The organism is Pseudomonas saponiphila, assembly GCF_900105185.1.
In the GTDB taxonomy this organism is placed as follows: Bacteria; Pseudomonadota; Gammaproteobacteria; order Pseudomonadales; family Pseudomonadaceae; genus Aquipseudomonas; species Aquipseudomonas saponiphila.
In genome coordinates this window covers 101,306-124,109 of sequence record NZ_FNTJ01000002.1, presented here as the reverse complement: position 1 = coordinate 124,109, position 22,804 = coordinate 101,306, and the positions used below count along the sequence as shown (strand labels likewise).

General features: G+C 63.1%; 22 protein-coding genes and 1 pseudogene. 8 read left to right on the top strand and 15 right to left on the bottom strand.

Features of this window, described 5'->3' with window-relative positions; all coding sequences use genetic code 11:
- Positions 1 to 20 precede the first annotated feature (20 nt).
- Together tagQ and BLV47_RS22455 are read left to right on the top strand one after the other, a co-directional pair.
- The gene (tagQ, locus tag BLV47_RS22460; RefSeq protein ID WP_092317650.1) at positions 21 to 950 is read left to right on the top strand and encodes a type VI secretion system-associated lipoprotein TagQ; all 930 of its coding nucleotides are present in this window, start codon (positions 21 to 23) and stop codon (positions 948 to 950) included.
- Between the two features lie 140 nt (positions 951 to 1,090).
- Positions 1,091 to 1,474, top strand: coding sequence for a helicase (locus BLV47_RS22455; protein WP_092317647.1), 384 nt, complete (start codon positions 1,091 to 1,093; stop codon positions 1,472 to 1,474).
- Positions 1,475 to 1,543: 69 nt separating this feature from the next.
- On the opposite strand, the gene BLV47_RS22450 is transcribed toward BLV47_RS22455, so the two are convergent.
- From BLV47_RS22450 to exbB, 6 genes are all read right to left on the bottom strand, one after another.
- Positions 1,544 to 2,944, bottom strand: a complete 1,401-nt coding sequence (locus BLV47_RS22450) for an aminoacyl-tRNA deacylase and HDOD domain-containing protein (RefSeq protein ID WP_092317644.1) — start codon at positions 2,942 to 2,944, stop codon at positions 1,544 to 1,546.
- Between the two features lie 79 nt (positions 2,945 to 3,023).
- On the bottom strand, positions 3,024 to 5,099 hold the full coding sequence (gene recG / locus BLV47_RS22445; RefSeq protein ID WP_092317641.1) for an ATP-dependent DNA helicase RecG: 2,076 nt from the start codon (positions 5,097 to 5,099) through the stop codon (positions 3,024 to 3,026).
- Positions 5,100 to 5,108: 9 nt separating this feature from the next.
- Positions 5,109 to 6,029 carry a hydrogen peroxide-inducible genes activator gene (locus BLV47_RS22440; RefSeq protein ID WP_092317638.1) on the bottom strand — a complete coding sequence of 307 codons (921 nt, stop codon included), beginning with the start codon at positions 6,027 to 6,029 and terminating at the stop codon, positions 5,109 to 5,111.
- Positions 6,030 to 6,178: 149 nt separating this feature from the next.
- Positions 6,179 to 6,931, bottom strand: a complete 753-nt coding sequence (locus BLV47_RS22435; RefSeq protein WP_092317635.1) for an energy transducer TonB — start codon at positions 6,929 to 6,931, stop codon at positions 6,179 to 6,181.
- Entirely contained in the window at positions 6,928 to 7,356 is a 429-nt protein-coding gene (gene exbD / locus BLV47_RS22430; protein WP_016963705.1) for a TonB system transport protein ExbD, read from the bottom strand. Before exbD ends, BLV47_RS22435 begins: the two co-directional genes overlap by 4 nt.
- 6 nt (positions 7,357 to 7,362) lie before the next feature.
- On the bottom strand, positions 7,363 to 8,361 hold the full coding sequence (exbB, locus tag BLV47_RS22425; RefSeq protein WP_092317632.1) for a tonB-system energizer ExbB: 999 nt from the start codon (positions 8,359 to 8,361) through the stop codon (positions 7,363 to 7,365).
- A gap of 358 nt (positions 8,362 to 8,719) precedes the next feature.
- Here exbB and istA point away from each other — a divergent pair, with 358 nt between their 5' ends.
- The 3 genes from istA to BLV47_RS22410 all read left to right on the top strand — a co-directional run bounded on the left by istA (position 8,720) and on the right by BLV47_RS22410 (position 12,055).
- Entirely contained in the window at positions 8,720 to 10,405 is a 1,686-nt protein-coding gene (istA, locus tag BLV47_RS22420; protein ID WP_062838241.1) for an IS21 family transposase, read from the top strand.
- Positions 10,293 to 11,042 carry an IS21-like element IS1474 family helper ATPase IstB gene (gene istB / locus BLV47_RS22415; RefSeq protein ID WP_062838242.1) on the top strand — a complete coding sequence of 250 codons (750 nt, stop codon included), beginning with the start codon at positions 10,293 to 10,295 and terminating at the stop codon, positions 11,040 to 11,042. The genes istA and istB overlap by 113 nt, the downstream gene beginning before the upstream one ends.
- Positions 11,043 to 11,197: 155 nt before the next feature.
- Positions 11,198 to 12,055, top strand: a complete 858-nt coding sequence (locus BLV47_RS22410; RefSeq protein ID WP_092317629.1) for an NAD-dependent epimerase/dehydratase family protein — start codon at positions 11,198 to 11,200, stop codon at positions 12,053 to 12,055.
- 42 nt (positions 12,056 to 12,097) lie between these two features.
- On the opposite strand, the gene BLV47_RS22405 is transcribed toward BLV47_RS22410, so the two are convergent.
- The 6 genes from BLV47_RS22405 to BLV47_RS22380 form a co-directional block, all read right to left on the bottom strand.
- The gene (locus BLV47_RS22405; RefSeq protein ID WP_092317625.1) at positions 12,098 to 12,838 is read right to left on the bottom strand and encodes a hypothetical protein; all 741 of its coding nucleotides are present in this window, start codon (positions 12,836 to 12,838) and stop codon (positions 12,098 to 12,100) included.
- A 55-nt stretch (positions 12,839 to 12,893) separates the two neighbouring features.
- A complete protein-coding gene (locus tag BLV47_RS22400) occupies positions 12,894 to 13,274 on the bottom strand; it encodes a RidA family protein (RefSeq protein ID WP_047306620.1) in 381 nt (126 codons plus the stop codon).
- A 24-nt stretch (positions 13,275 to 13,298) separates the two neighbouring features.
- Complete coding sequence (spoT, locus tag BLV47_RS22395) at positions 13,299 to 15,404, bottom strand: bifunctional GTP diphosphokinase/guanosine-3',5'-bis pyrophosphate 3'-pyrophosphohydrolase (RefSeq protein ID WP_092317622.1); 2,106 nt, start codon at positions 15,402 to 15,404, stop codon at positions 13,299 to 13,301.
- A gap of 57 nt (positions 15,405 to 15,461) precedes the next feature.
- Positions 15,462 to 15,725 (bottom strand): DNA-directed RNA polymerase subunit omega, encoded by a 264-nt coding sequence (gene rpoZ / locus BLV47_RS22390; protein WP_007921129.1) that lies wholly within the window; start codon positions 15,723 to 15,725, stop codon positions 15,462 to 15,464.
- Between the two features lie 168 nt (positions 15,726 to 15,893).
- Positions 15,894 to 16,514: a guanylate kinase gene (gene gmk, locus BLV47_RS22385; RefSeq protein WP_092317619.1), complete on the bottom strand. Its 621-nt coding sequence runs from the start codon at positions 16,512 to 16,514 to the stop codon at positions 15,894 to 15,896.
- Positions 16,515 to 16,524: 10 nt separating this feature from the next.
- Entirely contained in the window at positions 16,525 to 17,388 is an 864-nt protein-coding gene (locus BLV47_RS22380; protein ID WP_092317616.1) for a YicC/YloC family endoribonuclease, read from the bottom strand.
- Between the two features lie 269 nt (positions 17,389 to 17,657).
- Between BLV47_RS22380 and rph the strand changes: the two genes are divergently transcribed.
- The gene (rph, locus tag BLV47_RS22375) at positions 17,658 to 18,380 is read left to right on the top strand and encodes a ribonuclease PH (protein WP_092317613.1); all 723 of its coding nucleotides are present in this window, start codon (positions 17,658 to 17,660) and stop codon (positions 18,378 to 18,380) included.
- 30 nt (positions 18,381 to 18,410) lie between these two features.
- On the top strand, positions 18,411 to 18,779 hold the full coding sequence (locus tag BLV47_RS22370; RefSeq protein WP_016964144.1) for a DUF4870 domain-containing protein: 369 nt from the start codon (positions 18,411 to 18,413) through the stop codon (positions 18,777 to 18,779).
- Positions 18,780 to 18,840: 61 nt separating this feature from the next.
- Here the strand turns inward: BLV47_RS22370 and BLV47_RS22365 are convergent, their stop codons facing one another.
- A complete protein-coding gene (locus tag BLV47_RS22365) occupies positions 18,841 to 19,620 on the bottom strand; it encodes an exodeoxyribonuclease III (RefSeq protein WP_011064227.1) in 780 nt (259 codons plus the stop codon).
- An 81-nt stretch (positions 19,621 to 19,701) separates the two neighbouring features.
- On the opposite strand from BLV47_RS22365, the gene pyrE reads away from it, so the two are divergent.
- Complete coding sequence (gene pyrE / locus BLV47_RS22360; RefSeq protein WP_011064226.1) at positions 19,702 to 20,346, top strand: orotate phosphoribosyltransferase; 645 nt, start codon at positions 19,702 to 19,704, stop codon at positions 20,344 to 20,346.
- 87 nt (positions 20,347 to 20,433) lie between these two features.
- On the opposite strand, the gene argB is transcribed toward pyrE, so the two are convergent.
- Together argB and BLV47_RS22350 are read right to left on the bottom strand one after the other, a co-directional pair.
- Complete coding sequence (argB, locus tag BLV47_RS22355) at positions 20,434 to 21,339, bottom strand: acetylglutamate kinase (protein ID WP_011064225.1); 906 nt, start codon at positions 21,337 to 21,339, stop codon at positions 20,434 to 20,436.
- 24 nt (positions 21,340 to 21,363) lie between these two features.
- Positions 21,364 to 22,764 (bottom strand): annotated as a pseudogene (locus BLV47_RS22350) (phosphomannomutase/phosphoglucomutase); the annotation flags it as partial.
- Positions 22,765 to 22,804 lie beyond the last annotated feature (40 nt).

Here is a 22,804-nt window from a genome sequence, read left to right as displayed (position 1 = left end):
CACTAATCGAGATCATCAACATGCTTTTTTCCCGCAAGCCATTTGCTTCAACATCCAAGCGTCACCTGCTGTTGGTTGCCGCCGGGTTCAGCACCGTATTGACCGGTTGCGCGACCTCTCCGGTGTCCAAGGTCGCCTCAACCACCAAGGTCGAGTACTACCCGAGCTGCTACGAACCGGTACAGCACCTGCGTGCCACCGATTCGGACATGACCAAGTCGGTGGTGACCGGAGCCGCCCTGGGCGCCGCCGGTGGCGCACTGCTCGGTGCCCTGACCGGTGACGGCGACCACCGTGGTCGCAACGCCGCCATCGGCGCCGCAGGCGGTGCCCTGGCCGGTGGCGCCGCCGGTTACTACACCGAGCGCCAGAAACAGATCGCCGACGACAATCAGCGCATCGCTTCCTACGCCACCGACGTCAACAAGAGCGCGGCCGACATCGATCGCAGCACGGCCTATGCCCGCGCTTCGCAAACCTGCTACCAGCGTGCCTTCGACAGCCTGATCAGCGCGCGCAAGGCCAACAGCATCAATGACGTGGAAGGGCGCAAGCGCCTGGCGGAAATCGTCAGCGGCCTGAAAGAGTCCAACGACCTGATCGCCGCGGTGAACGGCCGGGCCAGCGAAGACCTGAACAAGTACAACCAGGCCTATGAGCAGGACTTGCAGCAGGTGGGCGTGCAGCGCACCGACGTGGTGAAAGTCGCCACCGCCGATACCACTCCGGTGACCACCACCGGCGGCAAGAAGAAGCAGCAGAAGGTCAAGCAGCCGAAGCTGCCGACCGTGCCGGCCGAAGCGGTGAACACCGAGAAGTCGATCCAGCAGGCCAAGACCAAGCAGGCCGAGATCAGCAAGGTTGCGACCACCGGTCAGACCCAGGTCAACAGCATGTGCAAGAACCCGGACCTGGGCGACTGGGCTCCGGTGCCTTGCCCTAACGTCTGAGTCAGTGATTGTCTGACAAGATGTCGCGATAAGCGTTGAACGCCAGTCGATCTCCGAGTAATTGGCCAGATCGACTGGCGCTCTTCACGTTACAGGTTAAACTGCGCCGGCCACCCAATAATTCCACTGAGGCGCCGTGCATGAAATTTCGTTTTCTTCTCTGGATGCTTGGCCTGTTGATGGGCAAGGCCAGCCGCAACAATCCCGCTTTCCAGCAACAGTTGGGCGACAAGGAGCTGGTGTTCCAGCTGCAGACCCTCGACGGCAAGGTTGCTCGGCATTTCTTCGTCAAAGACCAGCGCGTGACCAGCCGTTCGGGCTTCTACCCCGAGCCGGCGTTCGCCATCGCTTTCAAGGATGCCGCCTACGGCTTCGCCACGATGCAGGCGAAGAACAAGCAGTTGGCGTTCATGACCGGGATTCAGGACAAGTCGATTCAGATCAAGGGCAACCCGGCGCTGGTGATCTGGTTTCAGGGTCTGACCAAGTATCTGAAACCGAAGAAGGCCAAGCCCAAGGCTTGATGGTGGGACTTCGCCGGCGAGCCGACTCCTACAAGGCGGGTGCAGGAGCCGGCTTGCCGGCGAATGGGGTCAGGCCTGGCTGAACTGCGAAGCCAGTTCCCGCAGCAGGACTTCCGCTTCCAGCACTTTGCTCACCACGTCTTCGGCCTTGTCACGGCTCAGGCCCAGGCGCTCGAACAGGGCGTCGGGGATCTCTTCGTGGGGGCCGGAACCGATGCCTCGGCTGCGCAGCAGGCGCACCGCCAGGCACACCAGGTTCGGGTACTCGGCGAAGGCGCCGTCGTAGCTCGGGTCGTGCTGGAAGCGCAGGGCGGTGGACAGCTCGTCCGGCATGTCCCAGTAGCGCATCAGCCAGGCGCCGATCTGTTCGCGACTGATGCCCAGCAGGTGCTGCTCGACATAGCTGTGGCACAGGTGCGGGTTGACTTCCAGGTGCCGGCAGATCAGCGAGAAGTGCGGCGGGAACACGTGGGCCAGCAGCAGGTAGCCGAAGTTGTGCAGCAGGCCGGCGAGGTAGGTCAGGCCGGCTTCCGGGCGCTGGGCGCGAGGCATGGCGCGGGTCAGGCCTTCGATCACCGCAGCGGTGTAGATCGATTGCTGCCAGTAGGGCGTGGCGTGTTGCGGCTGGTCCTTGGGCAGGCTCAGGGTCTTGCCCAGGGCCAGTCCCAGCGCCAGGTTGATCACCAGATCGAAGCCCAGCACGCGGACGATGGCGTCTTCCACCGAACGGATCTTGCCCGGCGAGGCGTAGTAGGGCGAGGCCGCCCAGCTCACGACCTGTGCGGCCAGGGCCGGGTCGGTTTCCACCACGCCGGTGATGTCGTCGATGGTGGCGTTGGGATCGACCCGCAGCTTGATGATCTTCTGTGCGGTTTCCGCCAGCGGCGGGATCTCGATGGTGGCTTCCAGGCGTTGCTGGATGCGCCGCGCGGTGAACGCCTGCATGGCCTGGGTGATTTCCTCGCGGTCATCGTCCGGGCGGTCGAGGTTGGGGCGGATGCTGCTCAGCGACTCGCCGAAGTGACCGGCACTGGCTTTGTTGAGCATGCTCTTGAAGGCTTCGCTGGTGATTTCCAGCAGCACTCCGGGCTCGCCGGAATTGATCAGCAGGCTGGGTTCGCGCAGCAGGCTTTCTTCGTACAGGCAGGGCGAGCTGGTCAGCGCCGGCAGGCCGGGCAGCAGGCTCAGGCTGTGCTTGCCGAGCATGCGCTCCAGGCGCTCGGTGGATACCGCGGTGAGGCGGCGACCGGTGAGCTCGGCGAGGCGATTGAGGTCCAGTAGCTGGCTCTGCGGGAATAGCACCATCAGCGCGCCGACGGCGTCGTCCAGCAGCACTGCCTGGACCCTGCGCGCAGCCGGCAGGCCCGGCTGGTCGAGCACTTCGTTGAAGCTGATGGCCAGCTTGCCGAGCAGCAACCGGATAACAGACGGAGCGTGTGGGGTTGCAATGTCGAGGGCAACTTCTGTCATGGTCTGGTATCCGCTTTTTTACAATTTGACGAGTATAACCAGCTTGGTTATGGCGAGGGTTCACTAACTGAGTGGTGGTTCACACTTGGCCGTATTGCTGGCCATGGCGCAGCCAGCGTTCCAGCAACGGGCTGACGTGGTCCGGCCAGCGCTCCAGCAGGGCCTGGGCGGCGTCGCGTACCGCGGGCAGCAGATCGGCGTCGCGCATCAGGTCGGCGACCTTGAACTGCAGGAGGCCGGTCTGGCGGGTGCCGAGCATTTCCCCGGGGCCGCGCAGTTCCAGATCCTTTTCGGCGATGACGAAACCGTCGTTGGTCTCGCGCATGATGCCCAGGCGCTGACGACCGATTTGTGAAAGCGGTGGATGGTAGAGCAGCACGCAGTGGCTGGCGGCACTACCGCGCCCGACCCGGCCGCGCAGCTGGTGCAGTTGCGCCAGGCCCAGGCGTTCCGGGTTCTCGATGATCATCAGGCTGGCGTTGGGCACGTCGACGCCGACCTCGATCACCGTGGTGGCCACCAGCAGTTGCAGGTTGCCGGCCTTGAATTCGGCCATCACCGCGGCTTTCTCCGCCGGTTTCATGCGGCCGTGGATCAACCCCACGCGCAGTTCGCCCAGGGCGCTGGAGAGGTCTTCGAAGGTGGTTTCGGCGGCCTGGCAGGTGAGCTCCTCGGATTCTTCGATCAGGGTGCAGACCCAATAGGCCTGGCGCCCTTCGGCGCAGGCGGCGCGTACCCGCTCGATCACCTCGACCCGGCGGCTGTCGGTGACCAGCACGGTGTTGACCGGGGTGCGACCCGGGGGCAGTTCGTCGAGGATCGAGGTGTCCAGGTCGGCGTAGGCGCTCATCGCCAGGGTTCGTGGAATCGGCGTAGCGGTCATGATCAGCTGGTGCGGGCAGAGGCGGCCGCCAACGCCTTTCTGGCGCAGGGCCAGGCGCTGCTGGACGCCGAAGCGGTGCTGTTCATCGATGATCACCAGGGCCAGGTTCTTGAACTGCACCTCGTCCTGGAACAGGGCGTGGGTGCCTACCACCATCGGTGCGCCGCCGGCGATCTGTTCCAGGGCGGCCGCGCGGTTCTTGCCCTTGAGCTTGCCCGCCAGCCAGGCGACTTCCAGGCCCAGGGGTTCGAGCCAGCGCTTGAAGGTAATGAAGTGCTGCTCGGCGAGGATCTCGGTGGGCGCCATCAATGCCACCTGATAACCGGCTTCCAGGGCCTGCAGGGCGGCGAGGGCGGCGACCACGGTCTTGCCGGCGCCGACGTCGCCCTGGATCAGGCGCAGCATGGGTTCGGGCTGGCTCAGGTCGTAGGCGATCTCGTTGCCGACCCGTTGTTGCGCGCCCGTGGGAGCGAAGCCGAGGTTCTTCAGGTACTGGGCCGGCAGCTTCTTGGCCACTGGCAGCGCCGGGGCGCGCTGGGAGCGCAGGCTGTCGCGCAGGCGTTGCTGGGACAGCTGGTGGGTCAGCAATTCCTCGAACGCCAGGCGGTGCTGGGCCCAGTGATGCCCGAGGGCCAGCTCGTCGACGTCGGCGTCCGCCGGTGGGTGATGCAGGTAGCGGATCGCATCGTCCAGGGGCGCCAGTTGATAGTCCCGGGCCAGTTCCTCCGGCAGCCAGTCCGGCAGGCTGCGCGGCCCGAGCAGGGCCAGGCTCTGTTGGCAGAGCAGGCGCAAGCGCTGCTGGGTCAGGCCCTCGGTCAGCGGGTAGATGGGGGTCAGGGTCTGGTCTACCGGCGGCGGTTCGTCGCCACTGATGGCGCGGTATTCCGGGTGGTAGATCTCCAGGCCCGAGGCGCCGGGCCGGGCTTCGCCGTAGCAGCGCACGCGGGTGCCGCGTTTCAGGCCGTCTTTCTGCGCGTTGCTGAAATGGTAGAAGCGCAGGCTCAGGCCGCCGGTGCCGTCCTGCAGGCGCACCAGCAGGCTGCGACGCTTGCCCATGACCACATCGGCACCGCTGACGGTGCCCTCGATCACCGCATCCTGGCCCGGACGCAGGGCGCCGATCGGCACTACACGGGTGCGGTCCTGGTAGCGCAGGGGCAGGTGGAACAGCACGTCCTGGAGGTTTTCCAGGCCGACCTTGGCCAGCTTCTCGGCCATGGCTTCGCCAACGCCCTTGAGTGCCGTGACCGGCACTTTCGACAGCTCAGTCATTGCGCTTGCTTAGCTCGCGGCGGGCGGCTTGGCCACCGAACACAGGCGGATCGAGTCGGCGAGGATCTCGATGGCCTTGGGTCGCGGAAAGCTGGCGCGCCAGGCGATGGCCACGGTGCGGAACGGCACCGGCGGGGTCAGTGGGCGCACTTCGATCACCCCGGGGGCGTAGTGATGGCTGTCCACCGCCGACAGCGGCAGGATCGAGATGCCCAGGCCCGAGGCGACCATGTGGCGGATGGTTTCCAGGGAGCTGGATTCCACGGTGGTGTGCTTGGCGCCGTCGTTGCCCTTGGTCAGGGTCGGGCAGGCCTCCAGCACCTGGTCGCGGAAGCAGTGGCCTTCGCCCAGCAGCAACAGGCTCTTGTCGTTGAGCAGGCTGGCGTCGATGGTTTCCTTCTTGGTCCAGGAGTGGTCGCTGGGCATCAGCACGTAGAAGGGCTCGTCGTACAACGGCAGGGTCAGGACATCGGCCTCGTTGAACGGCAGGGCGATGATGATCGCGTCGAGCTCGCCATTGCGCAGTTTGTCTCGCAGTACGTGAGTGAAGTTCTCTTCGATGTACAGCGGCATCTGCGGCGCGACCCGGTGCAGTTGGGGAATCAGGTGCGGGAACAGGTAGGGGCCGACGGTGTAGATGGCGCCCACCTTGAGTGGCGCGGTCAGCTGGTTCTTGCCGGCCTGGGCCAGTTCGCGAATGCCCTGGGCCTGCTCCAGGACCTTCTGTGCCTGGGCAACGATGGTTTCGCCGACCGGGGTCAGGCGCACCGCGCTCTTGCTGCGCTCGAAAATCAGCACACCGAGTTCGTCTTCAAGCTTTTTCACGCCCACCGAGAGGGTCGGCTGGCTGACATGGCAACGCTCGGCGGCGTGGCCGAAGTGCTGCTCTTGGGCGAGGGTGACGATGTAGCGTAATTCTGTGAGGGTCATAGCGGGCGTCCATGAGGTTGCGGCCAAGCATAACGGCTGCAATCGATAGACGCACGTTATCAGACGGAGGGTGGAATGCGACACCCGCCAATGCCTGCTTCGGGCTGCGCAAACGCCAAGGGCACCTTTGCAGGTGCCCTGGCGGGGTATCAGCGGCGACCGCGGCTTCTGTCGATTTCGTAGTTGAAGGGCGCGGTGACTTCCACGGTGCCATTGGTGAGCATGTCGGCCGGCGGCTTGGGCAGAGGCTGGGCGCGTCGGATCATGTCCAGGGTGGCCCGGTCCAGATCCGCATTGCCCGAACGGCTGGTCAGCTCGTAGGACAGCACCTTGCCTTCGGCATCAACCACGAAGCGCAGGGAGTTGGTGCCTTCCTTGCCTCGACGTTGAGCCTCGCTCGGGTAGCGCTTGTGCTTGGCCAGGTGCGCCTGCACCAGTCCCTGCCAGTTGGCCTTGGCGGCGGCCTGGGCCGGTGACGGGCCGGCGGTCGCGGGGGCGGGCTGCTGGGACGGGGCGGGTGTGACCGGAGCGTCGCTGGGCTTTTCCTCGGAAGGCTTTTCCTTGGGCGGCTCGGGCTTGACCACCGGTTTTGGCGGCTGTGGCTTGGGCTTCGGCTTGGCCGGCTTGGGCACTGAAATAGTCGGTTTCGGCGCTTCGGCGAGCTTGGGCAGCGGCAGTTCTTCCACCGGCGCGGGCGGTTGCGGTGGGGTCACCACCTTCGGTGGTGCCGGCGGAGGCGGCACGGGGGCAGGCGCCAGTTCCACCACCATGGCCTGGGGCGGAATGGGTATTGGTTGTGGTTTGGACCAGTTGAGGGCGAGGAAGATCGCCAGCGCATGGACGCCCAGCACCACTGCCAGGCTACCGCCGTAACGCGTCAGTCTTTGGCGCGTCGTGATCATTTCTTGGCTGCCGTCTCAAGTCCGACCAGGCCGACTTTCAGGTAGCCGGCGGCCCGCAGGTTGTCCATGACGCTCATCAGATCGCCGTAGTTCACGCCCTTGTCGGCCTGGAAGAAGATGGTCGTGTCCTTCTTGCCTTGGGTGCGGGCGTCGAGGATGGCGCCCAGGGTTTCGGCCTTGACTTCCTCTTCGCCGATAAACAGACGCTGGTCGGCCTTGACGCTGAGGAACACCGGTTTTTCCGGGCGCGGCGCCGGTTTGGCGCTGGAGGCGGGAAGGTCGACCTTGATGTCCACGGTGGCCAGCGGGGCGGCGACCATGAAGATGATCAGCAACACCAGCATCACGTCGATGAACGGCGTGACGTTGATTTCGTGGTTTTCGGCCAGGTCGTCGCCTGCGCCTTCTTTCAAATGCAAGCCCATGGCTGATTACCCCACTTTCACCATGTGCGGTTGTGTGGAGCGCTCGGCTGGCTGGTGGTCCAGGTCGCGGCTGACCAGCAGCAGGACTTCTGCCGAGGCGTCGGCCACCTGGGCGCGGTAGCCGGTGATGGAGCGAGCGAAGACGTTGTAGATCACCACCGCAGGGATCGCGGCAACCAGACCCAGGGCGGTGGCCAGCAGGGCTTCGGCGATGCCCGGGGCGACCACGGCGAGGTTGGTGGTCTGGGTTTTGGCGATGCCGATGAAGCTGTTCATGATGCCCCACACGGTGCCGAACAGGCCGACGAACGGCGCGGTGGAACCGATGGTGGCGAGTACGCCGGTGCCGCTGCTCATGTTGCGGCCGCAGGCAGCCACCAGGCGTTCAAGGCGGAAGCTGACCCGTTCCTTGATGCCTTCTTTCTCGCGGCTGTTGGCCGACAGGCGCATTTCTTCCAGGGCGTCGTGGACCAGCAGGTGGGCGAGGGTACCCTCCTTGGCGGCCGTGGCGCTGGCCTCTTTGAGCGTGGTGGCCTTTTTCAGGGCGGCGATTTCACTGCGCAGACGCCGCTTGGCGCCCAGCAGTTCGAAGCCTTTGGCGATCCAGATGGTCCAGGTGATGATCGAGGCGATGGCCAGGCCGATCATCACCAGTTTCACGATGATGTCGGCGTTCTGGTACATGCCCCAGGGCGACAGGTCATGGGCCATGCCCAGGCTGTTGTCGGCTTCGAGGACTTCGGGGGTGTCCTGGCCTGCTACCGGAAGGCCTTCGGCATGGGCCGGATCGGTGGCTGGCGCAGTGGCCAGAGGGGCTGCCGGGTCAGTCTGAGGGTGTTCGGCTACCGGAGCGCTGGCGGCGGGCGCGGTGGCTGGGGCGTGCTGGTCGGCGAAGGCCGCGGTCGGAGCCAGCAGCAGGCTGCACAGCAGCGCAGCAACCGCGCTTACGGCGCGCAGCGGGCTTGGGCGTTTGGTTGGCGAGGCGGAGAGTGGATTGCTTGTCATGCTGGCCGGACCTGAGAGGAGGAAAGGGTTGAATGTCCTTCTAGGCCTCGCTGGGCCGAGAACAAATGGGCGGTTATTATTGCAATTAATTCTTGTTAACAAAAGTAATACAGTAACTATTTTTCCTCGATTTTGCGGATTTCGGAGCACCGTGACCGGCCGTTTCGGTTGATCGTGACCGGTCATTTCGCTAACGCGTGACCGCTCATTTCGGTAGCAACGTGACCGATTTTCCGCCTGTTCCGAAACAGGTGGTCACGGCTTACCGAAATCGCCGGTCACGACTTAGCGAAAGCCTTCCCCTTCGTTGCGCATGACCTGATGCGCCGCCATCCTCGACCGATTTCGGGAGAGGAAGATGGCGGCGCCGCGAGTAGCCATGCGAAACATCAAAGAATGTCTGCGCCTCAAGTTTGAGGCCGGCTTGTCCCACGAGAAGATTGCCCGTGCCTTGCAGCTGTCCAAGGGCGTGGTTAGCAAGTACATCGCGGCGGCGCGGGTGGCCGGGCTGGACTGGCCGGCGCTGGTGGCCATGGACGAGGCCGCGCTGGCGGCCGCCTTGTTTGCACCGACGTCGACGAACAAGCCGCGCGGTGAGCGAGTGCTGCCCGATGTGCTGAGCATCCACCGCGAGTTGCGACGCAAGGGCGTGACCTTGCAGCTGCTGTGGGAGGAATATCTCGCCGCGCATGCGGGCCAGCCGACCTACCGCTACACCCAGTTCGTCGAGCACTACCGGCGCTACGCCCAGACGCTCAAACGTTCGATGCGTCAGCTGCACCGTGCGGGCGAGAAGCTATTCATCGACTATGCCGGGCCGACGCTGCCGGTGGTCGACCCGGCCACCGGCGAAGTGCGCCGGGCGCACATCTTCGTCGCCGCCCTGGGCGCCTCGAATTACACCTATGCCTGCGCGACGCCAGGCGAAACCCAGGTGGACTGGCTGACCTCGCTGGGCCAGGCTCTGACCTACTTTGGCGGCGTGCCGGAAATGGTTGTGCCGGACAATCCGCGCGCCCTGGTCGCCCAGCCGGATCGCTACGAGCCGGGCCTGAACCGGGCCACGCTGGAGTGCGCGCGTCATTACCAGACGGTGATCCTGCCGGCACGGCCACGCAAGCCTCAGGACAAGGCCAAGGCCGAGGTGGCGGTGCAGGTGGTCGAGCGCTGGATCATGGCGCGGCTGCGCCATCGGCAGTTCTTCAGCCTGCATGCGCTTAACCAGGCCATCGCCGAGCTGCTGGAGGATCTGAATCGGCGCCCGTTCAAGCGGCTCGATGGCTGCCGGCGCGACTGGTTCGAGCGCCTGGATCGCCCGGCCTTGCGAGCGCTGCCGGTGCATCCCTACGAGGTCGCCACCTTCAAGCGCTGCAAGGTCAGCATCGACTACCACATCGAGGTCAATGGCAGCTTCTACAGCGTGCCCTCCGCCCTGGCCCGGCAGAACGTGGACGTGCGACTGACGGCACACACCCTGGAAGTGCTGCATGGCAACCGGCGGGTGGCCAGCCACCTGCTGCTGGGGCGACGCGGCGCTTACAGTACCCAGCGCGAGCACATGCCCGCGGCGCACCAGGCGCATCGCGAATGGACGCCACAACGCCTGCTCGACTGGGGCGCGCGGATCGGCCCCTACACGCGCCAACTGATCGATCACCAACTGACCCACAAGCCGCACCCGGAGATGGGCTACCGCGCCTGCCTCGGCCTGCTCTCGCTGGCCCGGCGCTATGGCAATGCACGCCTGGAAGCCGCTGCCGAACGTGCCGTACACCTGCGCGCCTTCACCGGGCGCAGCGTGCGCAACCTGCTCCAGCAAGGCCTGGATCAACAGCCGCTGCCCCAGCGTGCCGCCGAAACGACCTTACCCGGCGACCACGAGAACGTCCGTGGCGCCGACTACTACCAACCCCCGCAACAGGAGCTGTTCGATGATGCCGCAACACACCCTGAATCAACTGCACCAGCTACGCCTGGACGGCATGGCCCGCGCCCTGGAAGAGCAATGGACGCTGCCGGCCAGCCACAGCCTGAGCTTCGATGAACGCCTCGGCCTACTGCTCGACCGCGAACTGGCCTGGCGTGACAACCAGCGCCTGGTACGGCTGCGCAAGAAGGCCAAGCTCAAGTACGCCAACGCCTGCCTGGAAGATCTCGACCGCCGCACCGGACGCGCCCTGGACGAGCGTCTGATCGCCACCCTGGCCAGTGGCGACTGGATCCGCCAGCAGCACAACCTGCTGCTGACCGGCCCGACCGGTGCCGGCAAAACCTGGCTGGCCTGCGCCCTGGGCAACCAGGCCTGCCGCCAGGGCTATAGCACCCTGTACCTGCGCACCCCGCGCCTGCTGGAACAACTGCGCATCGCTCATGGCGACGGCAGCTTCGGCCGTACCCTGCAACAGCTGGCAAAGGTCGACGTCCTGGTGCTGGACGACTGGGCGCTAGCCCCGCTGGAGGAAGGAGCCCGGCATGACCTGCTGGAGGTGATCGACGACCGCGCTGGCAGCCGCTCCACCATCCTGACGAGCCAACTGCCCATCGAGCACTGGCACGGCTGGATCAACGACCCGACCCTGGCCGATGCCATCCTCGACCGCCTGGTGCACAACGCCTACCGACTGACGATGAAAGGCGAGTCGCTGCGCCGAAAAAAAGCCGAGGAACAAGCCGCATCGTGACCGATGCGATTACAATCCAGAACCCGCGCAACCGGGGTGGAAGCACCGGTCACGTATTAGCGAAACGCTCGGTCACGTTCACCGAAATCCGCACGATTTCTAGCCGTTCATCCAAAGCCGAGGCTAGTCTTGGCCTTTCTGAAAGGAGTTTTCTGATGTCCTCCCCCTCTGTTTTGATCGCCGGTTGCGGTGATGTCGGGAGTCGCCTGGCGACTCAACTGCTGGCTGAGCAATGGCGGGTTTATGGCTTGCGCCGGACGGTATCGCGCCTGCCGCAGGGAGTGATTGGCGTCGCTGGTGACTTGTTCAGCGAGCAGTGCCCGAAGGACTGGCCACAGGCGCCCCTGGATTATCTGGTGTACTGCGCGGCGGCCACCGAGCATGACGAGGCGGGGTATCGCGCGGCCTATGTCGAGGGCCTGCAGCGTGTGCTGAGCTGGCTCAAGCAGCATGGCCAGCAGCCCAAGCGCCTGTTGTTCGTGTCCAGCAGCAGTGTCTACGAGCAGAAGGGCGGTGAATGGGTCGATGAGAACTCACCGGCCCTGGCGAGCGGCTACTCGGGCCGTTTGATGCTGGAAGCCGAGCAGGTGGCCTTGAACAGTGGGCTGCCTGCAACGCGGGTGCGCCTGACCGGAATCTACGGGCCGGGGCGTGAATGGCTGCTGACCCAGGTGCGTCGCGGGTATCGGGTGGCGATTGATCCGCCGTTGTATGGCAATCGCATTCATGCCGACGATGCGGCGGGCCTGTTGGCTTTCCTGCTGGAGGCGGACCGTCGCGGCGCAGCCCTGGATGATTGCTATATAGGCGTCGACGATGCGCCTGCGCCGCTGGCGGAGGTGGTCGGCTGGCTGCGTGAATACCTGGGTGTGACCGAGTGGGCGGATGATGCCAGCGTGCGCCGCACCGGTAGCAAGCGCTGCAGCAATGCCCGGGCCCGGGCGTTGGGCTGGGTGCCGCGTTATCTGAGTTATCGCCAGGGCTATGCGGCGATTCTTCAGGGGCAAGGCTGAATCGGACCGTAGCCGCTGCTTTGGGCAGCGGCTATAGACGGGTCATTGCTTTTGCAGCAGCCATTGCTGGTTGCCCGGCATCAGCGATGGCACTTCATCCGCCAGCGCGCTGTTCACTGCCTGGAAGATCTCCAACTGCTGGTCCTTGCGCACGAAGATCCAGGAATTGCCCTGGCCGTTGAGCTGCAACCAGATGCTGTCGTTGCCGCCGCTCATGGACGCGCAGTCGCCGGCCAGGCACAGGGCGTAGCGATCGGCCCCCGGCAGGCCTTGCACGGCGCCGTTGGCCTGGAACTGGACTTCGTTGCCCATTCCCGGACCGCTGACGATTTTCCACGTGCCGCCCAGGTAGGCCGAGTACAGCGCGCGCTCGAAGTTGGCGCCCAGTGGCGCGCCTTCGGGTGCCGGGTCCTTGGGTGGGACGAATACCTGTTCGGGTTCGTTGTCGTTGGCCACCTGCAGCAATTGCTTGCCGTTGCGTTTCAGCTCTGTAGCGGCGCTGCCGTAGAACTCGACCTTTGCAGTGCTTGAACCGTCGTTGACGATCTTGCCTTCGATGGTCTCGAAGCCATTGGTGTAACGGGCCTGACCTGCCTTGGTGTTGAGTTCCCATTCCAGGTTCGGGCCGTAAGCCTGGAGCGCTTCACGCAATGGGCCGCCCTTGGAGGCTGCGTCGATCGCTACCTGATTGATCCAGATGCCGCCGACATCGTTTTTGGCGGGGTCGCTGGCACAACCGCCGAGCAATACGGCGAGCAGCGAAACAGCTAGCGCTTGGCGCATGACGAAATCCTTTCAGAACGAAAACGGCGCAGCCTGAACAGCTGCGCCGCGGGTGTTACTCGATGACCAGAATGGCATCCATTTCAACCTGTGCGCCCTTTGGCAGGGCGGCCACGCCGATGGCGGCGCGGGCTGGGTAAGGCTGTTGGAAGTACTTGCCCATGATCTCGTTGACCTTGGCGAAGTGGCTCAGGTCGGTGAGGAAGATGTTCAGCTTGACGATGTCCTTGAACGAACCGCCAGCGGCCTCGGCTACCGATTTGAGGTTCTCGAAGACCTGGACGGTCTGGGCTTCGAAGCCTTCCACCAGTTCCATGGTTTTTGGATCGAGGGGAATCTGGCCCGACATGTAGACGGTGTTGCCCGCCTTGATTGCCTGGGAGTAGGTGCCAATGGCGGCCGGGGCCTTTTCGCTGGTGATAACGGTCTTGGTCATGAATGACTCCTTGTAATGGACGGGCTACGCGCGCATGCGGGTGATGCGGATGACCCCGGTCAGGGCGCGCAGTTTCTTGATCACGCGAGCCAGGTGCACGCGGTCGTGCACGCTGACCACCAGTTGGACCACGCTGATGCGACCATCGCGTTCGTCCATGCTGATTTTCTCGATGTTGCCGTCGGCGGCGTTGACGCTGCTGGCCAGCAGCGCAATCAGGCCGCGCTGGTGTTCCAGCTCGACGCGCAGTTCGACGTTGAACTCGCCGGTGACATCCTTGGCCCAGGACAGCTGGATGCATTTTTCCGGGTTGTGGCGGATTTCGCTGATATTGCGGCAGTTGTCCAGGTGCACCACCATCCCTTTGCCGGCGGACAGGTGGCCGACGATCGGGTCGCCAGGGATCGGCGTGCAGCATTTGGCATAGCTCAGCACCAGGCCTTCGGTGCCGCGGATCGCCAGCGGGCCTTCCGGGCTTGGCAGCTGTTCGCCTTCGCCCAGCAGGCGCCGGGCCACGACGTAGGCCATGCGATTGCCCAGGCCGATGTCTTCCAGCAGGTCCTCGATCAGTTCCAGGCGGTATTCCTGAAGAATTGCCTGAATGCGTTCCGCCGGAATTTTTTCCAGGGAGCTGTCGAAGCCGTTGAGTACCTTGTTCAGCAGGCGTTCGCCGAGGCTGATGGACTCGGAGCGACGTTGCAGTTTGAGGGCGTGGCGGATGTGGGTACGGGCCTTGCCGGTGACCACGAAATTCAGCCAGGCCGGATTTGGGCGTGCCCCTGGGGCGCTGACGATTTCCACGGTGGAGCCGCTTTGCAGGGGTTCCGACAGCGGTGCCAGGCGGCGGTTGATCCGGCAGGCGATGCAACTGTTGCCCACATCGGTGTGCACCGCGTAGGCGAAGTCCACGGCGGTGGAGCCCTTCGGCAGCTCCATGATCCGGCCTTTGGGCGTGAACACGTAGACCTCGTCCGGGAACAGGTCGATCTTCACGCTCTCGATGAATTCCAGGGAGTTGCCGGCGCGTTGCTGCATTTCCAGCACGCCCTTGACCCATTGGCGGGCGCGGGCATGGGTGCCTTTGGGCTGTTCGTCGCCACTGGATTTGTACAGCCAGTGGGCGGCGATGCCGTTATTGGCCATTTCTTCCATTTCCCGGGTACGGATCTGGATCTCGATCGGTACTCCGTGCATGCCGAACAGTGTGGTATGCAGCGACTGATAGCCGTTGGCCTTGGGAATGGCGATGTAATCCTTGAAGCGTCCCGGCAGCGGCTTGTACAGATTGTGTACAGCGCCGAGTACCCGATAGCAGGTGTCTACCTTGTCGACGATGATGCGGAACGCGTAGACGTCCATGATCTCGTTGAAGGCCCGGCGTTTGCCGCGCATTTTCTTGTAGATACCGTACAGGTGCTTCTGGCGACCGCTGACCTCGCCCTGGATGCCGTCGATGGCCAGGCAGTGGCTGAGGGATTCTTCGATCTTGTTGACGATTTCCTTGCGATTGCCCCGGGCGCGCTTGACCGCCTGGTAGATCCGCGCGGAACGCATCGGGTGCATCGCCTTGAAGCCCAGGTCTTCGAATTCGATGCGGATGCTGTGCATGCCCAGGCGATTGGCGATGGGGGCGTAGATCTCCAGGGTTTCCTTGGCGATCCGCCGGCGTTTTTCGCCGGAAAGCACTTCCAGGGTGCGCATGTTGTGCAGGCGGTCGGCCAGCTTGACCAGGATCACGCGAATATCGCGAGCCATGGCCATGGCCATCTTCTGGAAGTTTTCCGCTTGGGCTTCGGCCTTGGTCTCGAAGTTCATCTGGGTCAGTTTGCTGACCCCATCCACGAGTTCGGCCACGGTTTCGCCAAACTGCGCGCTGAGCGCTTCCTTGGCGATGCCGGTGTCTTCGATCACGTCATGCAGCATCGCGGCCATCAGGCTCTGATGGTCCATGTGCATGTCGGCAAGAATGTTCGCTACCGCGAGTGGGTGCGTGACGTACGCCTCGCCGCTGCGACGGCGCTGGCCGTCATGGGCTTGTTCGGCGTAGAAATACGCTCGGCGGACCAGATTGACCTGGTCCGTGCCGAGATAGGTCGATAAGCGATCGGCGAGGGCGTCTATGCTCGGCATGATGTCTCCTGCCGTAAGCTGTGATCCCGCGCCGTGCTACGTCGACCAGGCATAGGCTCAGACGGCCTCGTTGGACTCGTCCTCGAAAGCAGCAAAAAGCGGCTCGTCTTCAACGATTTCGGCTTCGGCGATGGCTGCATAGTCGATCAGGCCTTCAGCGATTTCGCGCAGGGCGACAACGGTAGGCTTGTCGTTTTCCCATGCCACTTTCGGCTCTTTGCCGCCGGTTGCCAGTTGACGGGCACGCTTGGTAGAGAGCATGACCAGCTCAAAGCGGTTATCCACGTGTTCTAGACAGTCTTCAACGGTTACGCGGGCCATGGTCTTCCTCGTAGCAAATGCAATATGCGCGCTGCCCGGATGGGCGAGCGGACTCAACAGTTTAAAAAATCACCAGCGTTTAGGGAAGCGCTGATTTTTTGACCAAGCTCTTCAACGCGCTGCAAGTGCCAATGTAAAGCGCTTGCAGCGGTTTTGGGAAGTGCTGTTTTAGCCCAGCAGTTCAGCCAGCAATTTGCCGAAACGCTGCTGCTGGCGTTTCTGTTGCAGTTGATTGGAGCGGAAAATGGCCTTCAGATCGTCCAGCGCGTGAGCGAAATCGTCGTTGATGATCAGGTAGTCGTAGTCGACGTAGTGGCTCATTTCGCTGACGGCTTCACGCATCCGTCCATCAATGATCTCGTCGCTGTCTTGTCCGCGGTTGGTCAGGCGCTGGTGCAAGGCCTGCAAGGACGGCGGCAGGATGAAGATCGAACGCGCCTGTGGCATCAGCTTGCGCACCTGCTCGGCGCCTTGCCAGTCGATTTCCAGGATCAGGTCGTGGCCTTCGTCCAGGGTTTGCTGCAGGTGGCTTTGCGAGGTGCCATAGAGATTGCCGAAGACTTCGGCGCGCTCCAGAAAGTCGCCGTGCTCGATCATCTTCACGAACTCGCTGCGTTCGACGAAGTGATAGTTCACGCCATTCACTTCACCCGGGCGCATGGCGCGGGTGGTGTGGGAGATCGAGACGCGGATCTCCGGGTTGGCGTCGGTCAGAGCCTTGACCAGGCTGCTTTTGCCTGCGCCCGATGGGGCGGAAATGATGTACAGGGTGCCGGTGCTGTGGGTCATGTCAGTTGCCTTACTCAATGTTCTGCACTTGTTCGCGCATCTGCTCGATCAACACCTTGAGGTTGACCGCAGCCTGAGTGCTGCGCGGGTCGAAGGCCTTGGAGCCCAGGGTGTTGGCTTCGCGGTTGAGCTCCTGCATCAGGAAGTCCAGGCGCCGCCCGGCAGCGCCGCCGGACTTGAGCACGCGACGTACTTCGATGATGTGGGTGCTCAGGCGATCCAGTTCTTCGGCGACGTCGCTTTTCTGTGCCAGCAGGACCATCTCTTGCTCGAGACGGGTCGGGTCCAGCTCGACCTGCATGTCGGCGAAACGGTCGAGGACTTTCTGGCGCTGGGTCGCGAGCATCTGCGGAACCAGCTCGCGCAGTGTCGCGACATCTTCCTCTATGGAGGACAGGCGCTCGTTGATCAGGCGGGCCAGCTCGGCCCCCTCGCGTTCGCGACCGCTCTTCAATTCCTTCAGGCCCTGGTTGAACAGGGCCAGGGCATCGCTGTTCAAGGCTTGCGGATCACTGGCGTCGGCCACCAGCACGCCAGGCCAGGCCAGGACTTCCAGTGGGTTCAGGGCTGCCGGCTGCTTGATCAGGCTGGCAACCGTCTCGGCCGCTGCGACCAGCTGTGCTGCCCGCTCACGGTCGACCTGCAATGGCTTGCCGGTGGTTTCCTCGGTGAAGCGCAGGGTGCATTCGACTTTGCCTCGGGACAAACCCTGGCGCAGTGCTTCGCGGATTACACCTTCGAGGTCGCGGAAGGCTTCCGGCAACCGCAGGTGCGGCTCCAGGTAACGGCTGTTGACCGAGCGCAACTCCCAGCTCAGCGTGCCCCGGGTTCCGGCCTGTTCGACCCGTGCGAAGGCGGTCATGCTATGCACCATGGAGGTACCTCCGATTCAGTGCCAACGCCAACCGCAAGCGGGCTGAGCAGGCCTGATAGATAAATTAAAGCCGGTAGGCGGCGAAGGCGCAGGATTGTAGCGCAGTGCGGCAGGCGCCCCAAACCCTGCTGCAGGCAATGGGCCGCAGGTCGTCGCAACAGGATCAATCTGACGCACAAATGCGCCTTTGGCCTTTTTAGGCGTGCCCTGGCGCGGTTGCGGGCTTTATAATGCCCGGCAGTTTTCCGTCCTCGTACAGGTATTCCCCTATGAAACGTCCAAGTGGTCGCGCTGCCGATCAGCTCCGCTCGATCCGCATTACCCGCAACTACACCAAACACGCCGAGGGATCCGTACTGGTCGAGTTCGGTGATACCAAAGTGATCTGCACGGTCAGTGTCGAGAATGGCGTGCCACGCTTCCTCAAGGGCCAGGGGCAGGGCTGGCTGACGGCCGAATACGGCATGCTGCCGCGGTCCACCGGTGAGCGTAACCAGCGTGAAGCCAGCCGTGGCAAGCAAGGCGGCCGCACCCTGGAAATCCAGCGCCTGATCGGTCGCTCCCTGCGCGCCGCACTGGACATGTCCAAGCTGGGCGACATTACCCTGTATGTCGATTGCGATGTGATCCAGGCTGATGGCGGTACCCGTACCGCATCGATCACTGGCGCGATGGTGGCTCTGGTCGACGCCTTGAAAGTGATCAAGAAGCGCGGCGGTCTGAAAGGCGGCGACCCACTGAAGCAGATGATTGCCGCAGTATCGGTGGGTATGTACCAGGGTGAGCCGGTCCTGGACCTGGATTACCTGGAAGACTCGGCTGCCGAAACCGACCTCAATGTCGTCATGACCAGCACCGGTGGTTTCATCGAAGTGCAGGGCACTGCCGAGGGCGCGCCGTTCCAGCCGACCGAACTGAATGCGATGCTGGCTCTGGCCCAGCAAGGCATGAACGAGATTTTCCAACTGCAGCAGGCGGCGCTCGCCGATTGATGGGCGCCGGTCTTCAGCAAGGAGAGCAGCATGAGTGATGAGCAACTGCCACAACCTGCGCCGAGCCATGAAGTCCGGCAATGGGCGATGTTTTGTCACCTGTCCGCCTTGCTGGGGATCTGGGTTCCCTTCGGTACGCTGATCGGGCCGCTGATTCTCTGGCAGATGAAGCGCGAAACGGATCCCTTTATCGATGCCCAGGGCAAGGAAGCGCTGAACTTCCAGCTGACGGTTGCCATTGCGTCAGCAGTCTGCTTCCTGTTGATGATCGTGGTGATCGGTTTCTTTATGTTCGGCCTGCTGGCGATTGGCGCCTTGGTGCTGACCATCATCGGTGGGGTCAAGGCGGGTGAGGGTGTGCCGTATCGGTATCCTTTCACCTGGCGTCTGATCAAGTAGATCGAGCACGCACAAAAAAGCCGACATCGCTGTCGGCTTTTTTGTGGCTCTGAAAAGACGCTTAGATGGTCAGCGTCCAGTCATAGTCCACAATCAGTGGTGCGTGCTGCGAGAAGCGCGGCTGACGCGGCAGGCGAGCGCTACGGACAAAGCGGCGCAGGCCGGGAGTCAGCAGCTGGTAGTCAAAGCGCCAGCCCAGGTTGAGCATCTCGGCCTGTTCGTTGTCCGGCCACCAGCTGTACTGATCGCCTTCGCGGCTGACTTCGCGCAGTGCGTCGACATAGCCCATGTTGCCAATGATCTCGTCCATCCAGGCACGCTCGGGTGCCAGGAAACCCGGAGATTGCTGGCTGTCACGCCAGTTCTTGATATCCAGCTTTTGTTGCGCCACGTACAGCGAGCCACAATAGATGTACTCGCGACGTTTGCGCCGCTGCTTATCCAGATAACGGGCGAAGTCGTCCATTAGCTTGAACTTCTGGTTCAAGTCTTCATCGCCGTTCTGCCCTGATGGAAGCAGCAAGGTCGCGATGCTGACCTTGTCGAAATCGGCTTGCAGGTAGCGCCCGTAACGATCGGCTGTCTCGAAGCCGAGGCCGCTGATGACCGCCTTCGGCTGCAACCGCGAATACAAAGCCACGCCGCCTTGGGCGGGGACTTCAGCATCGCAGGCATAAAGGAAGTAGCCATCCAGTTGGAAGGCTGGGTCATCCAGTTCAAAGGCAGAGGCGCGGGTGTCCTGCAGGCAGATGACGTCGGCATTCTGTGCCTGCAGCCAACTGAGCAAACCACGCTCCACTGCAGCCTGAATACCATTGACGTTCACACTGATGATCCGCATAAATGGCCCCAAAAATCACGTGCGTGTATGATACCCGAGCTCTACCTAATTAGCTAAATCCGTGGTATCTGGGGTTTTTTCATGCAGGCGTATCAGCGCGATTTCATTCGTTTTGCCATCGATCGCGGGGTTTTGCGCTTCGGTGAGTTCACCCTGAAGTCCGGGCGTACCAGCCCTTACTTCTTCAATGCCGGCCTGTTCAACAGCGGTTCGGCCCTGGCCCAGCTGGGGCGTTTCTACGCCGCGGCGATCGTCGAAAGCGGCATTCCCTTCGATGTGCTGTTTGGCCCGGCGTATAAAGGCATTCCTCTGGCGGCGGCTACGGCCGTTGCTCTGGCTGAGCATCATCAGCGCGATCTGCCTTGGTGCTTCAACCGCAAGGAAGCCAAGGCGCATGGCGAAGGTGGCAGCCTGGTAGGCGCGCCATTGACCGGCGATGTGCTGATCATTGATGACGTGATCACCGCAGGCACCGCTATTCGCGAGGTGATGCAGATCATCGAATCTCAGGATGGTGCCAAGGCGGCGGGCGTGTTGATCGCCTTGAACCGCCAGGAACGCGGCAACGGAGAACTGTCGGCGATCCAGGAAGTCGAGCGTGACTTCGGTATTCCCGTGGTGAGCATCGTTTCCCTGACCCAGGTCCTCCAGTTCCTGGCAGACGACCCAGCGCTCAAGCAGCATCTGCCCGCAGTGGAAGCCTACCGCGCGCAATACGGCATCTGACCTGTAGGAGCCGGCTCCTGCAGAGATAGCGTCGACAAAAAAGCCCCCGCCCGGTATTCCGGGCGGGGGCTTTTTTTTCGCTGGCGCTTAAGGGCGTTTGCGATTGCTGATCAGGGTGCCGACGCCGGTATCGGTGAAGATCTCCAGCAGAATCGCGTTAGGCACGCGACCGTCGATGATCAGCGAGCTGCCGACGCCGCCCTGCACCGCTTCCAGGGCGCAGCGGATTTTCGGCAACATGCCGCCGTAGATGGTGCCGTCGGCGATCAGTTCGTCGACTTGCTGGGTGCTCAGGCCAGTCAAGACCTTGCCCGACTTGTCCATCAGGCCGGCGATGTTGGTCAGCAGCATCAGCTTCTCGGCTTTCAGCGCTTCGGCCACCTTGCCGGCCACCAGGTCGGCGTTGATGTTGTAGGACTCGCCATTGGCGCCAACACCAATCGGCGCGATCACCGGGATGAAATCACCCTTGACCAGCAGGTTCAGCAGGTCGGTGTTGATCCCGACCACTTCGCCCACATGGCCGATATCAATGATTTCCGGGGTGGTCATTTCCGGTGTCTGGCGGGTCACGGTGAGCTTCTTCGCCCGGATCAGTTCGGCATCTTTGCCGGTCAGGCCGATGGCGCTGCCGCCGTGGCGGTTGATCAGGTTGACGATGTCCTTGTTGACCTGGCCACCCAGGACCATCTCCACCACGTCCATGGTTTGCGCGTCGGTCACGCGCATGCCGTCGACGAAGTGGCTTTCAATCGACAGGCGCTTGAGCAGGTCGCCAATCTGCGGACCGCCGCCGTGCACCACCACCGGGTTGATCCCGACAGCCTTCATCAGCACGATGTCGCGGGCGAAGCCGGTTTTCAGCTCCTCGCTTTCCATAGCGTTGCCGCCGTACTTGATCACCAGGGTCTTGCCGACATAGCGGCGAATGTAAGGCAGCGCTTCGGATAGGACCTTGGCGGTATTGGCGGCGGCATCGCGTTCGATGGTCATTCAGGGCTCCGGTGCTTCAAACAGTCAAAACGGTAGTTGGAGATCAGGTGCAACACGTTTCAGCTGGACGTGGAACACGTCCTTAATCCGCTGCAGCTCGGCTTCGTCATCAGCCTCGAAGCGCAGCACCAGCACAGGGGTGGTGTTGGAGGCGCGAACCAGGCCCCAGCCCTTGGCATAGTCGACTCGCACGCCGTCAATGGTGGTCAGGTCGGCGCCTGCGCCCCACTGCGCGTCGTGCAGGGCATCAATGATGCTGAATTTGCTCTCTTCGGTCACATGGATATTGATCTCCGGCGTAGAAATATCGTCCGGGAAGGTCGCGAACAACTCTTCTGCAGTGGATTTTTCCTTGCTGAGAATCTCCAGCAACCGTGCGGCGCTATAAATGCCGTCGTCGAAACCGAACCAGCGTTCCTTGAAGAACACGTGGCCGCTCATCTCGCCGGCCAGCAGGGCGCCGGTCTGTTTCATTTTCTTTTTGATCAACGAGTGACCGGTCTTCCACATTAGCGGACGACCGCCATATTCCTTGATCAGCGGAGTCAGGCGCCGAGTGCATTTGACGTCGAAGATGATCTGGGCGTCCGGGTTGCGCGCCACCACGTCCTTGGCGAACAGCATCAGCAGGCGATCGGGGTAGACGATGCTGCCGGTGTTGGTCACCACGCCGACGCGATCGCCGTCGCCGTCGAAGGCCAGGCCCAGGTCGGCCCCGGTTTCCTTGACCTTGGCGATCAGGTCTTCGAGGTTTTCAGGCTTGCCCGGATCCGGGTGGTGGTTGGGGAAGTTGCCGTCCACCTCGCAGAACAGCGGGATGACTTCGCAGTTCAGGGCTTCGATCAGTTGCGGAGCGATGACCCCGGCGGCGCCGTTGCCACAGTCCACCACGACCTTCAGGCGTCGGGCCAGCTTGATGTCGCGGGTGATCTCCTCGGCGTAGCGCGGCAGGATGTCGATCCGGGTGACGCTGCCCTGGGCGCTGCTCAGGTCGTTGTTCTTGAGGCGCTGGTGCAGGGCCTGGATCTGTTCATTGGCCAGGGTGTCGCCGGCGATGACGATCTTGAAGCCGTTGTAGTTCGACGGGTTGTGGCTGCCGGTGAGCATCACCCCGGACTTGCCGGCCAGGACATTGGCGGCGTAGTACAGGGCTGGAGTCGGCACCAGGCCCACGTCGGCAACGTGGCAGCCGCTGTCGTGCAGGCCCTGAATCAGTTGCTCCACCAGCTCCGGGCCGGACAGGCGGCCGTCCCGGCCTACGCAGACGTTGGGCTCGTCCTGAGCCAGGCTCTGGGAGCCGATGGCGCGGCCGATCCAGTACGCGGTCTCGGCGGTCAGGGATTGCGGTACAACGCCGCGGATGTCGTAGGCGCGGAAGATGCTGTCAGGGAATGTCGGGGCGACGTTAGCTGCGTTGCTCATCACTGAGGGTGCTCCATCTGAAGGGGGGGCAGTACGGCCGGTA

Coding starts and splice junctions, on each gene's coding strand:
- tagQ (WP_092317650.1), top strand. CDS start 21: ATGCTTTTTTCCCGCAAGCCATTTGCTTCAACATCCAAGCGTCACCTG.
- BLV47_RS22455 (WP_092317647.1), top strand. CDS start 1,091: ATGAAATTTCGTTTTCTTCTCTGGATGCTTGGCCTGTTGATGGGCAAG.
- BLV47_RS22450 (WP_092317644.1), bottom strand. CDS start 2,944: ATGACAGAAGTTGCCCTCGACATTGCAACCCCACACGCTCCGTCTGTT.
- recG (WP_092317641.1), bottom strand. CDS start 5,099: ATGACTGAGCTGTCGAAAGTGCCGGTCACGGCACTCAAGGGCGTTGGC.
- BLV47_RS22440 (WP_092317638.1), bottom strand. CDS start 6,029: ATGACCCTCACAGAATTACGCTACATCGTCACCCTCGCCCAAGAGCAG.
- BLV47_RS22435 (WP_092317635.1), bottom strand. CDS start 6,931: ATGATCACGACGCGCCAAAGACTGACGCGTTACGGCGGTAGCCTGGCA.
- exbD (WP_016963705.1), bottom strand. CDS start 7,356: ATGGGCTTGCATTTGAAAGAAGGCGCAGGCGACGACCTGGCCGAAAAC.
- exbB (WP_092317632.1), bottom strand. CDS start 8,361: ATGACAAGCAATCCACTCTCCGCCTCGCCAACCAAACGCCCAAGCCCG.
- istA (WP_062838241.1), top strand. CDS start 8,720: ATGGCGGCGCCGCGAGTAGCCATGCGAAACATCAAAGAATGTCTGCGC.
- istB (WP_062838242.1), top strand. CDS start 10,293: ATGATGCCGCAACACACCCTGAATCAACTGCACCAGCTACGCCTGGAC.
- BLV47_RS22410 (WP_092317629.1), top strand. CDS start 11,198: ATGTCCTCCCCCTCTGTTTTGATCGCCGGTTGCGGTGATGTCGGGAGT.
- BLV47_RS22405 (WP_092317625.1), bottom strand. CDS start 12,838: ATGCGCCAAGCGCTAGCTGTTTCGCTGCTCGCCGTATTGCTCGGCGGT.
- BLV47_RS22400 (WP_047306620.1), bottom strand. CDS start 13,274: ATGACCAAGACCGTTATCACCAGCGAAAAGGCCCCGGCCGCCATTGGC.
- spoT (WP_092317622.1), bottom strand. CDS start 15,404: ATGCCGAGCATAGACGCCCTCGCCGATCGCTTATCGACCTATCTCGGC.
- rpoZ (WP_007921129.1), bottom strand. CDS start 15,725: ATGGCCCGCGTAACCGTTGAAGACTGTCTAGAACACGTGGATAACCGC.
- gmk (WP_092317619.1), bottom strand. CDS start 16,514: ATGACCCACAGCACCGGCACCCTGTACATCATTTCCGCCCCATCGGGC.
- BLV47_RS22380 (WP_092317616.1), bottom strand. CDS start 17,388: ATGGTGCATAGCATGACCGCCTTCGCACGGGTCGAACAGGCCGGAACC.
- rph (WP_092317613.1), top strand. CDS start 17,658: ATGAAACGTCCAAGTGGTCGCGCTGCCGATCAGCTCCGCTCGATCCGC.
- BLV47_RS22370 (WP_016964144.1), top strand. CDS start 18,411: ATGAGTGATGAGCAACTGCCACAACCTGCGCCGAGCCATGAAGTCCGG.
- BLV47_RS22365 (WP_011064227.1), bottom strand. CDS start 19,620: ATGCGGATCATCAGTGTGAACGTCAATGGTATTCAGGCTGCAGTGGAG.
- pyrE (WP_011064226.1), top strand. CDS start 19,702: ATGCAGGCGTATCAGCGCGATTTCATTCGTTTTGCCATCGATCGCGGG.
- argB (WP_011064225.1), bottom strand. CDS start 21,339: ATGACCATCGAACGCGATGCCGCCGCCAATACCGCCAAGGTCCTATCC.